The sequence below is a fragment of the Diaphorobacter sp. genome (assembly GCF_050251835.1).
Taxonomy (GTDB): domain Bacteria; phylum Pseudomonadota; class Gammaproteobacteria; order Burkholderiales; family Burkholderiaceae_C; genus JBFXIE01.
Map to the genome: position 1 here is coordinate 172,171 of NZ_JBFWLZ010000001.1, position 11,866 is coordinate 184,036.

The 11,866-nt window shown below is 65.1% G+C and carries 12 protein-coding genes; 3 read left to right on the forward strand and 9 right to left on the reverse strand.

Annotation, left to right across the window (positions count from 1 at the left end):
• Positions 1 to 78: 78 nt before the first annotated feature.
• Entirely contained in the window at positions 79 to 1,935 is a 1,857-nt protein-coding gene (gene mobH, locus AB7E35_RS00845; protein ID WP_072294935.1) for a MobH family relaxase, read from the reverse strand.
• 315 nt (positions 1,936 to 2,250) lie between these two features.
• On the opposite strand from mobH, the gene AB7E35_RS00850 reads away from it, so the two are divergent.
• The 3 genes from AB7E35_RS00850 (at position 2,251) to AB7E35_RS00860 (ending at position 3,951) form a co-directional block, all read left to right on the forward strand.
• Positions 2,251 to 2,877 (forward strand): integrase, encoded by a 627-nt coding sequence (locus AB7E35_RS00850; protein WP_072294936.1) that lies wholly within the window; start codon positions 2,251 to 2,253, stop codon positions 2,875 to 2,877.
• 12 nt (positions 2,878 to 2,889) lie between these two features.
• Positions 2,890 to 3,522, forward strand: a complete 633-nt coding sequence (locus AB7E35_RS00855) for an RES family NAD+ phosphorylase (RefSeq protein ID WP_072294937.1) — start codon at positions 2,890 to 2,892, stop codon at positions 3,520 to 3,522.
• Between the two features lie 63 nt (positions 3,523 to 3,585).
• Positions 3,586 to 3,951 (forward strand): DUF3742 family protein, encoded by a 366-nt coding sequence (locus tag AB7E35_RS00860; RefSeq protein WP_428166897.1) that lies wholly within the window; start codon positions 3,586 to 3,588, stop codon positions 3,949 to 3,951.
• Positions 3,952 to 3,962: 11 nt separating this feature from the next.
• Here the strand turns inward: AB7E35_RS00860 and AB7E35_RS00865 are convergent, their stop codons facing one another.
• The 8 genes from AB7E35_RS00865 to AB7E35_RS00900 all read right to left on the reverse strand — a co-directional run.
• Positions 3,963 to 5,483 carry a conjugal transfer protein TraG N-terminal domain-containing protein gene (locus AB7E35_RS00865; protein WP_072294939.1) on the reverse strand — a complete coding sequence of 507 codons (1,521 nt, stop codon included), beginning with the start codon at positions 5,481 to 5,483 and terminating at the stop codon, positions 3,963 to 3,965.
• Between the two features lie 15 nt (positions 5,484 to 5,498).
• The gene (locus AB7E35_RS00870) at positions 5,499 to 5,870 is read right to left on the reverse strand and encodes a hypothetical protein (RefSeq protein ID WP_072294940.1); all 372 of its coding nucleotides are present in this window, start codon (positions 5,868 to 5,870) and stop codon (positions 5,499 to 5,501) included.
• Positions 5,867 to 7,264: an integrating conjugative element protein gene (locus AB7E35_RS00875; protein WP_072294941.1), complete on the reverse strand. Its 1,398-nt coding sequence runs from the start codon at positions 7,262 to 7,264 to the stop codon at positions 5,867 to 5,869. Before AB7E35_RS00875 ends, AB7E35_RS00870 begins: the two co-directional genes overlap by 4 nt.
• Before the next feature lie 9 nt (positions 7,265 to 7,273).
• Positions 7,274 to 8,200, reverse strand: coding sequence for a TIGR03756 family integrating conjugative element protein (locus AB7E35_RS00880; RefSeq protein ID WP_218184871.1), 927 nt, complete (start codon positions 8,198 to 8,200; stop codon positions 7,274 to 7,276).
• Entirely contained in the window at positions 8,200 to 8,664 is a 465-nt protein-coding gene (locus AB7E35_RS00885) for a TIGR03757 family integrating conjugative element protein (protein WP_428166898.1), read from the reverse strand. Before AB7E35_RS00885 ends, AB7E35_RS00880 begins: the two co-directional genes overlap by 1 nt.
• 149 nt (positions 8,665 to 8,813) lie before the next feature.
• A complete protein-coding gene (gene radC / locus AB7E35_RS00890) occupies positions 8,814 to 9,308 on the reverse strand; it encodes a RadC family protein (protein WP_428166899.1) in 495 nt (164 codons plus the stop codon).
• A 181-nt stretch (positions 9,309 to 9,489) separates the two neighbouring features.
• A complete protein-coding gene (locus AB7E35_RS00895) occupies positions 9,490 to 10,272 on the reverse strand; it encodes a DsbA family protein (RefSeq protein WP_072294563.1) in 783 nt (260 codons plus the stop codon).
• A 13-nt stretch (positions 10,273 to 10,285) separates the two neighbouring features.
• Positions 10,286 to 11,866: conjugative transfer ATPase (locus AB7E35_RS00900; protein WP_428166900.1), on the reverse strand; the 1,581-nt coding region annotated here is incomplete at its 5' end.

Here is an 11,866-nt window from a genome sequence, read left to right on the forward strand (position 1 = left end):
CAGATTCCGCGCTGGTTGCATGCGGGTGTGCCCAGTTGAGCTGAGCAACGTTGGCGGCTGCACCGGGCGAATCCACTTTCACTGGTCGTGGTTCGCTTGAACAAGAGAAAGATACGGATTGTTCGGCGGCGGGTTCTGGAACAGTTGCAGAGGGTCTGTTAGAAGGTAGCCATGGAGGCGGCGCGCCTTCCTTGGTCCAGCCACATCACAGATCCAGATGTTCAGGCCATTGGGTTGCTTGCGATGCAGTTGCAATCGTTCGAATCGCTTTTGCACCCATTGCCAATCCGACTGCTCCTCCTGTTTGGCCAGCGCACTTACCTGTGGATGTTCCTGCGCATACCGTTGGAACACGCCGGGACTGACCAAGTACGCGGTATCGCTCACCGAATGCACCAGCGCCTTCGCGTCGTTGATGATGAGGCGCCGCGAAGCGATGCCCTTTCGCAGCCACGCCATGAAGTGCTCGCCCGAAGGCTTCGTCGCCGAAAGCGCGGGCGCTGGCGTTTGTGACGAAGGCAGCGCCGCTACCGAGGCTGACTCGGGCACGTCGGGGCGCATGTCGGGCGCATCGTGTGAGGCAGTTTCCACATCCTGCGCAGAGGCCATTCCCACCATCGCCAGCATGTCCTCGACGACGTCGGACATGACCTGAGGCTTGGGCGGATGAATAGAAGCGGTGCTTCCAGCTTCTTCCCATGGCAGCGCCTCTTGGCTTGCCGAGGCGGCCTTCGCATCAGCCGTGGGGGGTGGGAGCGACGTATCGGCCGCTTTGTCCGCAGAAGCCGTGTCGATCGCCACCGTCCCGGCGAACGGCACCGGCCGCTCGCCAGGCTCCCAAATCAGCGCAGGTGACAGCCGCAACAGGGTGAACGAGTGGGACCAGCCGGTCGAACTGGTTACGGTCGCGCGCCAGATGGCCTTGCCGTCGAGCGTCGGCTGCAACATGCCGTGGTCCTGGAGCACATTGAACACCGCGGTGTTGTTCGCAGGGATGCCATCGACACCCTGGGACAGCAGGTGCGCGCGCAGCTTGTCCGATACCGTCTTGCTCACCAGCCACAGCGCGTCCTCGGTGAGCCAGCCATCGGAGGCTTCGGGCTGGTTCAGCTTCAGCTCTTCCTTCAGCAGGTAGCGCAGCCCGTCGACCAGCTTGCGTTGGAGCGAGTGCTTGGGCGCGGCCATGGCGCGCGCGGGATCGCCGCCCAGCTCCTGGGCGACGGAGGCGCGGTCGGCCTGCACGACCAGCTCGCCCAGCACCCCGGCGTGCTCGTACTGCCCGGCCAGGACGTAGAGCAGCGGCGCCCACAGGGACGGATAGCCGCTGAGCCAGTCCAGCAGATCGCGATCGAGCAGTTGCCGGTAGAGCAAGCCTGTCGCGGCGCTGTGGAGCCGGTACTCGCGATCGTCGCGGTAGCGAAAGCGGTACGGCTGACGCAGGGGGCCGTGCCACGGGTGCCAGGTGCCGCCGTCGGCCAGCTCGACGTGCAGATCGACCGCCACCTTGCCGATGTCGTGGAACAACGCGGCATAGGCGACGGCCGCAGTCCAGGCTTCGGACTGCGCGGCCTGGTCTTCGGGACTGGCGCCGATGGGCAGCAGATGGGACTGCCGCAGTTTCAGGCTGTAGGCGACGATTTCCAGACCATGGTCGAGCATGCCGCCCAGGTATGCGTGGTGATGTGCTTCGGAAGCAGGAAAGGTCTGCACCAGCTCGGCGTAGCGCTCCAGGGGAGCACGGTAGAGAGTGGCGAACTGCTGGCGCGAAAGCGAGGTGCGCTGCCAGATGTGTTCCATCAGCTTCTGCCGGCGCGGGGTGCCCAGCAGCGATGCGGCCGACTCCGGCCACATCAGCCCTTTCGGGAGGTTAGTGGCGGGGGCCGGCAACGGTGCTGCAGCGACTGGAGGGCGTTTTCGCTGGAACAGGGAGAGCATGTCGGTGTCCTGATCGCGGGCCGGGCGGGAGGCCTTTTTGCCTTTTCGAGGTAGGGCCTTTCCCCTTGCACCCCATTCCCTTGCCGTTTCGACCCTTTGGCTTTTAACCGTTTCGGTATAGCGGGGCCTGGGCTGCGGCTCCAGCGTCAATGTGGAACCCGCACGAATGGATTGGACGGCGACCTGGCGCTGGCCTCGGCCTATGCTGCCGGGACGCTACACCGCCAGGTAGGCTCCCACTCGGGCGACTAAGTTGACAAACGCGACAAAGGAGACTATAGTGAACCCTGTCTCAAACCTACCTGGGAGCTGACCATGCCCACTGCGATCGAATTCATTGCCGACCGGCTGCCGCGCGTCACGGTGGAGGATGTGCGACGCTTCGCCGATACCGTCGAAATCCGGGATGCCCCGGCTTTCGCGGCCGAGTTGCAGGCGTTCATCCACGAGCGCGTCGAGGCGGTGACGCTGCCTGCCAACCTGGAAGGTGAAACGGTGGTGCAGGCCTTGCAGCGCAAGGCGGCCGCGTTGCGCTCCGACACGCGCTGGGCACCGAATGAAACCGATGTCCAGCGAGGCCGCGCCGTGCTGTTGGAAGCCTTCAACCAGCCGGACAACCTGCCGCCTGCCGAGTTCGCCAAGCTGGCGGACAAGTCGCGCCAGCAAATCTACAAGGACATCCTCGCCCGTCGGCTGCTGGCGCTGAACGTGGGGCCGCGCGGCCAGAAGCTGCCCGACTGGCAGCTCGACCCGGTGAAGCAGCAGTTGACCCAAACCGTGCTCCAGGAGGTCGAGGGCATCGACCACTGGACGATCTACCGCGCGCTGTCCGAACCGCTCGAAGGCTTGGGCGGCCGCTCGCCGGTGGATGCGGTGACGCATGGCACGATCGATGACGTGGCCGAGGTCGTGTTCAACGTGCTGGGCGTCCAGGTGCATTGAAGCAAGATCGCCATGAGCCACGAGCTGCCTCCGTTGCTGATCGATGCCGGTGAACTGCTCCAGCATGTGAGCCGCGTCGTCTATCGGGGCAGCCCGCTGTACTATGGCCGCAGCGGCACGAATCGCTACGATGATCCGGCGCGGGCCTACGGCGTGCTCTACCTGGGACGTGACCTGCCCACGGCGCTGATGGAGTCGGTGTTTCACAAGCACCAGTGGCTTGCGGACACGCAACGCTCGATCGCGCTGAAAGAAGTCCGGGCCAGGATGGTGCGCGCAGTAGGCGTGATGGACGATGTGCTTCTGGCCGATCTCACGGCGCCGGGCGTCATGGCGGGCTACTTCGGCCTGAACCTGGAGCAGTTGGCCAGCCGCGACTACACGCACACGCAGCAGGTGTCCGCACAGGTGCATGCGATGCTCGGAAACGACGGCCAGCCGTTGTTCGATGGGGTGCTCTACCCCTCGCGCAACAACTATCCCGCCGCGAGCATCGCCCTGTTCGAGCGGGCCGGAACGAGGATCAGCGTCATCGAGGACATCGACCTGGTTGACCATGTGGACTGGCCGCGTTTCGTTGCCACCTACCGTATCGGCGTCGAACCCGACCCCGGCCCGGTGGTGCCGGATGACGAAGTACCCTGAAGCAGCAAACCGAATGAAGTGGAGCAAACCGGAATAGGCATTCCTCAGCAGCAGGAGACGACCATGAACACAACGACCCGCACCAGCACCGCAGAACGCTTCGGCCGCGCCTTTGGCCGCGGATGGCGTGCCTATGCGCGCGGCGAACGGCGGGCGTCGAACTGGTTGGTGTCCAAGGGCATGCCGCGAGCTGGCGCTACCGCGCTCGTGCGGGTAGCCAAGCTGGCTGTACTGGGGGTGCTGCTCTACGTTGCGTTTTGGTTCGCACTCGTGCTGCTGGGCGTTGCGGCGGCGGGATGGGCTGCTGCTGCCAATACTTCGGATGAAGACGAGTGGCCTTTCACCGACCTCACCGAGCTGCGCAAGACGCCGGGCTACGATCCCAACCTGTACAACGACACGTCGCACGAGTTGTACACCGACGACTGACCGGCCTCGCGCTATTTCAGCTTTCCTCCCGTGAGCGCCCCGGCACCCTTGCCGCCAGCTTGGCCGGCGCTCTTGCTGCCATCGGAAAGCCCCTGGATGACGTGCCCGGCCCGAATCCCAACCCAGGTAAGGCTCGCCAGCCAGAATCCCGGCAGAACCAGGAACATCGTGCCCATGACGAACATCAGGAGCATGTCGCCGAAGGCGTTGTTCAACCCCACCAGCGGGTCAAAGTTGGTGTGCGGCCGATTCCAGCCAAAGCCCCAGCCATAAAGCGCGTCCAGAATCGTCGAATCGATCCAGCGTGCGAGCTGGAACCAGAAATCCGTGAAGAACAGCGCGAACTGCACGACGCTGACGGTGACGACCGTCTTCAGGTCATAGGTGCCCACAACCAGCACGAGCGGGATGCAGATGACCAGCGCCATCTTCAGCAAGGCGAGGATCATGGGCAGGGATTGGCGCACGACATCCATGGCGGGAAACGCAGCAATCGCGCCGACTGCCATCCCGACGTCGCCTGTGGCCCGCGTCACGATGTTCGGCAGGGTCTTGTCGATCTGGCCGCCGTAGTCCGTATAGACGCTGCCCTGGTTCAGTTTCTGCTGCCGCGGTGACGCGATGGCGCGGATCACCGAATCGTCCACCTCGGCCCGGCTCAGGAACCCGGCCCAGCCCGCCAGGCGATTCAGCAGGCTCGGGTCCACCTGACCCAGCAGGCGTGCCCGCAGGCCGTTGCTGCCGTCCGACCACCACTGCCTGCAAGTCGGATAGCCGCCACCATTGGCAACCTGCGCGAGGCCAGCATCGCGGGTGTCGTCGTAGGGCCAGGCCTCGCGCGCCGTACTGGAGCGATAGCTATCGTAGTAGCCACCCGTGTCCGTGAAAAAGCGCGAGCCGATCCAGGTCACGTCGTGCATCTGCTGCTCATCGAGATCCGGGCGCTGCATGAACAATTTGGCCCGCGCAGGCCCATAGCAATCCCGCGAGAAGTCCGCGACCTCCTGAGCCAGTACCGGGTCGTCAATGCGCGTCGCGTCGATCTCCATCCTCATCTGCCGCAGGTCCGTACCGCACGGGATCGCAGCCACCGAGGCGCTCGTGACGGCGCGCGAGAGCGCGTGCATGAAGGCCCACCAGACCGGCACCTTCGCCGACTGGTTGTTGATGGTGCTGAAAGACTGCGACCAGCCGGTTTCCGTGGGCTGCGGCACGCTGACTTGGCATTGTGCCGAGCGCGAGCTGTCGTACTGGATGGTGCTGAGGTCCACGTCGATGAACGGAATGCCCGCGAACATCACCACCACGATCGCGACGAACACCCGGTTCTCGATACGGGCGGCGCTCAGGACGCCTTTGTTGCCCTCGTCAGCGCCTTCCGCACGGGCCTTCAGCCACTCCTGCACGACGATGGCGACGAAAGGCAGCGCAAACACCCCGCTGGACACCAGCACGGCCCCAATGCCGTTGTTGACGATCCAGGACACGAGGGTGAGGTAGTACTCCAGATAGTCGGTCGTGAAGAGCGTCATGGCCCCGATCTCCCCTCAAGCGGCCTGCATCAACAGGCTGGTTTCCAGCGCGACGATGGCGACGACGCCGGCGACCTCGGTGCGGATCAGCCGGCGCCGCGCCTGCCCATCTGTCCCGCTTTGGTCTTCGCGGGCCAGCACTCGGCGGCGCATCCAGAACCATCCATAGACCGTTGCCGCGTACACGCACAGCCGCCAGATGAAGAAATACCCTGCGGAGGCCGCCAGCCACCGTTCCCAGCCTGCAACGCTGCCGACCAGATAGATGCCCGCGACGTTCGCTCCCACGGCAGCGGCAACGATCAGCACCAGCCACAGCAGCGTCTTCGCCGCGCGCCGGCTGAACAACCAGCGCAGCGGCCGCCAGGCCATGCGCGCTGGGCTCATGGCCGACTCCCCGGATTGCCCTTCTGGAGCTGGTCGAGACGATCCGGCACCGGATCGCCCTCGTAGATGCCGCGCGAGCCGGCCGCGCGCGTGCCGTGGCGCTGGATGATTGCCATGGGCGAGTTGTTCGCCAGCTCGCGCCGCAGTTCCAGTTCGGTCTTGAGGTTGCGAATCTCGCGGTCGAGCGTGTCGCTCTCGTGGTTCACGGCCTCCACGGCAAGCTCGTTGGCCGCGACGTTGGGCTCCTTCTTCCCCGTGAGCAGCGTGCGCTGCAGCAGCAGCGCCTTCTCCAGCACGGATGCCAGCGCGACCTCAGACGCCAGGCGCTGCGACAGCAGGTGCTGGTCAGGCTCGTCGCGCAGCGCCTCGATCACGCCGCGTGTGATCGGCAGCGACGCACTGCCAGCCTCGCGCAGGTTCTCCGGCGTCGTATTCCTCGCCTTGGAGACGAGATCCTGGAGCGCTTGGAGTTTGGCGTCGTACTCTTCTTGGATCAGCGGCGTGAGCCCGACGCCGGGTGTCGTTTCGGTCTTTGTGCAGGTATCGCACGTGCGCTGCTCCTTCTCGCCGAGCACGCGCGTAGCCCACTCGACGGCGGCCTGCGGCGAGGTCCAGGTCTGGCACGAAAGGCTGGCACAACTGGCCGGGGCGATCGAAGACGTGTCAGTCACGCCGCGGCCGTTGACCAGGTTGTAGCCGGCGCGGGTGACATCGCCGACGACCCTGATCGCGGGCTGGCCGGAGCCCCCCGCGTTGCTGCCCCCGACCCACGGCACGCCGTCATTGCCGCGGCGCGTCTCGGCTTGCTCGATGGCCGAGACCGCATCCGTGCTCGACACGGCGTCGCGCAGCGCCAGGCCTTCGGCCATCTGACTCCAGCCGAGCTGGCCGCCCGCCGTTTCGGCCATCTTCTCTGCCATGGCACGGCACGTCAGCTTGGAGCGGTCGAAATCCAGCCGGGCCTGCAGCACGCCATTGGTGAGCAGGTTGTACAGGCCGGGATCGGCCCGCTGGATGATCAGCGCGGGCAACGATGCCACCGCACTGGTGGCGCTCTGGATCACCGACGACATGATTTGCTGGAAACCGTTGGTGATGCCGTTGAGTTGGTTCCTCAAGGTGGTCTGGATGCTCATGTCACCGCAGATCAAGTTGCTGTTCCAGCCCACGCCAACACCGAGGGAGCGCATGCCAGCCGCACGTCCCATCGACACGGCGTTGCCGCCACCGATCGAGTACATGACGTCATCGCCGATGACGCTGCCGCTTGTCTGGTATCCCAGTTGACCCCAGGCCACGCCGCTGCCCAGCGCGAGGGCGCCGGCCAGCGCCAGGACGATCTCCGTGCGACGTGCCCGGCGGGAGAACGGATTGAATGCAGGACGGAACTTCATGGCACTACCTCAGAGGAAATCGACGCTGCCCAGGAACACCTGGCCCCGGCGTTCGCAGCAGGCATACGGCCGCCACAGCGCCCATGCGTAGTCGCCTTGCTGCGCCTGGGTAAGGAAGCCGCTGCGCGGAAAGACCGTGCAGGACGACGACAGGACGGGTGTGAGTTCTTGCCACTTGCCGGTGGAGGCATCGCCCTCCATCAGCGCGCCGGCCGGCCAGTAGCCGTCGCGGGAGTTGGCAAGCAACGGCTGATAGACGTGGATCTGCCCGCGGCGCGTGACGACATCGCCCGCACGCTGGGCCACCACTGCACCGGCCTTGAAGTCGTCGGTCTGGTGCAGGAAGCCGCCGCGGGGATACACGTTGCCCCACAGGTTCATCGTGGTGCGTGCGCCGACCTCACGCCGGCCCGGAATCAGCGCTTCCGGGTAGGCCATCTCGGGCAAGTTGTAGCGCCAGGCCAGCGTGTCCAAGGTGCTGAGCAAGTACGGCATGAACGCCGTGCCCGCGCCCTCGCAGAAGTAACCCGACGACGAGACGAACTGGTTGAACACCTCGACGCCGGGGTGGCCGATAACGTCCGAGTTTTTGAACTTGGCGAGGTTGTTTTCGTGGTCCTCGTTCGTCGTCCCGTCGCCGCCCGCTTGGGCGGACGGGTTGGGCGTGCTCATTGCCCGGACTTCGACCCAGGGGTTTTCGCCGGTATTCGAGTACGACGACACCACCGCATCGGGGATGTAGTGGCGCACCTTGATCGATGTGCGAACCGTACAGCCGGTCCATGTGCAGTAGAGCCAGTAGCAGATGCCAACGACGCGGTATTCGAGGCAGTCGGGTGACGCTACCGAGCCGACGATGGTGGCAGTGTTGAGGGCGTAGCTGCCCGTGGCGCTGAGCAGCAGCAACGAAGCCACGCCAGCACGCAGACGGCGCATCAGGTCGAATGGTCGGGTAACGGCTGGGTCCTCCGGTGCTGCTCGATGCGCGCGACAGCGCGAGCCACATCCGGCTCGCCATAGACCACGTAGCGCTGGTCCACCACGACGGCCGGGAGGCTGGTGATGCCCAGGCTCCATGCGTCTGTGACGCCCTGGTAGGCGGAGGCGATGCGGCGTTGGATGTCGGCACCGCCGCTGGAGAGCCGGTGCTTGACGATGGCCGTGGCCTGTTCGGGGTTGGTGGGCAGTGCCGCTGAAAGCTCCGCTTCAATCCTGTGGGCTTCGTCCAGCTCGATCAGCCGCTCTCCACCCATGGTCTTGACCGGGTGGCGGCTGTCGGTGACGACCACCACGTCGGCGGCGAAGGTGGCCGGGCTGAAAACGGCCAGGGCTGCCGGCAGCGCAACGGCCAGGCCGAGGGTTCGCCAGCCCGACGCGAACCTGGAAAGAGATGCTGGCATGTCGCGTGCCCTTGAAGTTGATCAGGGCAGTAGTCAAACGCGAAGCCGATGCGGCCCCAACAAACAATGCGCATCGCGCACTGCCCGCATACTTGCTTGTCTCGCGCCCATGAAAAAGCGGAGGGTGGATCAAGAAGCCGATGTCGTCGCTACAGCAGACCGGATTCCGCGAACGAGTACGGCGTGCCTTGGCCGACGATGATGTGGTCCAACACTCGCACGTCGATGAGCGCCAACGCAGCCTTCAGTCGGTCGGTCAAAACGCGATCCGCGCTCGACGGCTCAGTGCATCCCGAGGGATGCTGGTGCGAAAAAATCACCGCGCCGGCATTCAGCTCCAATGCCCGCTGCACGACAACACGCGGATAAACCGCTGTCGAATCGAGCGTGCCTTTGAACATCGGCTCGTAGGCCAACACCCGGTTCTGAGTGTTCATGAACACGATGGCGAACACTTCGTTCGCTTCTGCGACGAGTTTCAGGCGCAGGTAGTCCTTCACGGCCTGTGGCCGGTCAAGAATCGGCCCGGCCTTGAAAACACGTTGCTCCAGCAACGCGATGGCTTGCCGGATAATCCAATCATCAGATTGGGACGCTGGAGCAAAACGTGGCTCCACGCAGGAGTCGTTGACGATGAGAGACATGGCGAACCTCCAGAATGTGAACGGAGGACGCCACCCTGGGAGGGCAAGCCCTCCTGGGGATGGAAACAGCGGAACAAGGTGCATCCACCACCGCGCAGAGGTGATTGTTCGCAGCCAGGATGCGAAGCCAACGGGTAGCGGTCAGCGCGGCAAGCTGCGCCGTAGCCTCCAAGACCGAGGGCTACCTGGGCATGTCGCCGACAACGTCGGCAGGCATTTCGGATGTGGGGGTGGCGGGCGAAGCCGCCGCGTCGCTGGCCGTATCTTCGGCCGCCAGCATGTCCATGGCCGACAGCAAGGCATCGCCCTCGATCGGCCCCTGTAGCAGGATGGCCTGGCCTGTCTGGTGATTGAGCAGTCGCAGCGATGGCGTGGCGGTCACGCCGCTCTTGGTGGCTTCCGCAGCCTGGGCGCGGATGAGCACGTCGGCACGCTCGCTCGCCATGCACTGCTCGATGGCTGGCGTGGATTCGGGGTAGCGCAACCCATCGGGCAAGCCTTGGCCGTCACTGCGCGTATGGGCATAGACCCATTCGACGGCTTGCCAGAACGCGGCATGTCCGCCCGCTTCGGCGACGCATTCGGCCAGACGTGCCTCAGCCGACGCGGCAGGCTCATGCGCGGCCAGCGGCTGGTGATGCCATTGCAGTGCGACGTCGGTGTTGTTGCCGACCCACCGCTTGAGCTGCGGGAAGTACTCCCGGCAGAACGGGCATTCCAGGTCGGCATAGAACGTCAGCGTGAATCGGCCCTCGGGGTTGCCCATCTGCCAGGGCGGCCCCGAAGGCTGCGTCATGCTGACCGGAGCGGGCGACTGCGGCGGGGATTCGCCGGGCGGCCGGAACACTAGCCAGATCAGCAGACCGACCAGCACAGCAGCCAACACCCAGGGCCAGCGCAGCCGCCGATTGCGGCGGCGGAACGCCTGAACCTGCATCGGAATGGAAGGACGTTTCGGTTCCATGGCGTTCTCCGGCTTACGGCAGTTCCAGGGCTGGCGAATCGATGCCGCGCGCCTGGTCGATCTTCTCGGCCACCTTGAAGGCCGCTTCCAGTTCGGTGCAGCCGTACTGCTGCATGAGCTGGTAGCGCTCGGCCTTCTCCTCGGGCTCGGTCTGCGCGAGTGCGAGGTACAGACTCGGCGGCACGGCACGGAACAGCACTTCCATGCTTTTGGAGAGGATGACGCCCTCGGTGAACTTGCCCGCTTCTTTGCGCGCCGACAGCATCAGCGCTTTCTGTGCGGGCGAGAGTTCGCGGAACCTGGCGATCTTCTCCACCTCGTCCGGCGGCATCGACAGGCAGATCCACCACTCGATCATGTTGAGCATCGGCTCTGCGGCGCGTGGCAGATCGTCGATGTTCTGTGTCGCGAGCCAGAACCATGCACCGAGCTTGCGCCACATCTTCGTGATCTTGACTATGTAGGGCGCGAGCAGTGGGTTTTTCGTGATGATGTGCCCTTCGTCAGTGACGTTGATGATCGGGCGTCCCAGGTATTGGTCGCGCTCGGCGATGTTGTTCACCGTGCTGATCAGGCTGATGTAGGCGATGGAGAGCTGGGCGTTGTAGCCCTCGCGGGCGTATGTAGCCAGATCGACCAGGGTGATGTCGGCCTCGGGCCACGGCGTGCCATCGCGGTCGAACATCTCGCCGTCCGTGCCTTGGCAGAACATGTCCATCGCGTCCGCCATCTCCAGCAACCGAACGCGGCGCATCTCGGGCAGCGTCGAGTCCTGGCCGCGGGTGCGCAGTGCGTTGCGCACGTCGCGCGTAAGCACCGTGCGCTTCTCGGCCACGCAATGCTCGGCGGCGTCGAGGATGCACTGGCGGATCAGCGAGCGGTCGGCCCGTGTCATCCGGGCTTCCTCCTTGTCCTCGCCGCCGGTGATCATCAGCCGGGCCGTGATCTCCAGTTCGCCCAGCACGTCGCGCTGCTCGTCGGCTTCCATCGCCGAGGTGTCCGGCGACAGGTCTTCGTCCAGCGCATCGGCGTCGAGCGTTTGCACGTCGCTGGGCGTCTCGATCAGCCGGCGCGCGTCTGCGAATGGCGCGAGGCTGATACCCGAGCCGGGGGCCAGCTTGACCCGGTTCACGGTCAGGCCCAGACGTTTGGCGAAATCGCTGAACAGGCCGAAGCTGTTGCCGGCTTCCACGATGAACAGCCGCGGCCGGTAGATGGCCGTGACCTGGTTCAAGAGGTTGTTGAGCGTGGCGCTCTTGCCGGAGCCGGTGGGGCCGAACAGGAACAGGTGGGCGTTCATCTGCCGGTCCAGGCGGTTGAGCGGGTCGAAGGTGATGGGGCCGCCGCCGCGGTTGAACATCGTGATGCCGGGGTGCCCCGTACCCTGAGCGCGGCCCCACACCGGAGACAGGTTCGCCGCGTGCTGGGCGAACATCAATTGGGTGTACCACTTGCGCCGATCCTGGTCGGGGTTGTAGCAGCACGGCAGCCAGCGCAGGTAGCTGTTGAGCGGTGCCACCTCGTCATCCTCGCGCACCGGCTGCAAGCCGGCGTTGAGCATGACGTTCGCCAGGTCCAGGCCGCGCCGGTCCAG

Excerpts from the sequence above, each read along its gene's own strand:
- mobH (WP_072294935.1), bottom strand. The coding sequence starts at position 1,935 with ATGCTCTCCCTGTTCCAGCGAAAACGCCCTCCAGTCGCTGCAGCACCG.
- AB7E35_RS00850 (WP_072294936.1), top strand. The coding sequence starts at position 2,251 with ATGCCCACTGCGATCGAATTCATTGCCGACCGGCTGCCGCGCGTCACG.
- AB7E35_RS00855 (WP_072294937.1), top strand. The coding sequence starts at position 2,890 with ATGAGCCACGAGCTGCCTCCGTTGCTGATCGATGCCGGTGAACTGCTC.
- AB7E35_RS00860 (WP_428166897.1), top strand. The coding sequence starts at position 3,586 with ATGAACACAACGACCCGCACCAGCACCGCAGAACGCTTCGGCCGCGCC.
- AB7E35_RS00865 (WP_072294939.1), bottom strand. The coding sequence starts at position 5,483 with ATGACGCTCTTCACGACCGACTATCTGGAGTACTACCTCACCCTCGTG.
- AB7E35_RS00870 (WP_072294940.1), bottom strand. The coding sequence starts at position 5,870 with ATGAGCCCAGCGCGCATGGCCTGGCGGCCGCTGCGCTGGTTGTTCAGC.
- AB7E35_RS00875 (WP_072294941.1), bottom strand. The coding sequence starts at position 7,264 with ATGAAGTTCCGTCCTGCATTCAATCCGTTCTCCCGCCGGGCACGTCGC.
- AB7E35_RS00880 (WP_218184871.1), bottom strand. The coding sequence starts at position 8,200 with ATGCGCCGTCTGCGTGCTGGCGTGGCTTCGTTGCTGCTGCTCAGCGCC.
- AB7E35_RS00885 (WP_428166898.1), bottom strand. The coding sequence starts at position 8,664 with ATGCCAGCATCTCTTTCCAGGTTCGCGTCGGGCTGGCGAACCCTCGGC.
- radC (WP_428166899.1), bottom strand. The coding sequence starts at position 9,308 with ATGTCTCTCATCGTCAACGACTCCTGCGTGGAGCCACGTTTTGCTCCA.
- AB7E35_RS00895 (WP_072294563.1), bottom strand. The coding sequence starts at position 10,272 with ATGGAACCGAAACGTCCTTCCATTCCGATGCAGGTTCAGGCGTTCCGC.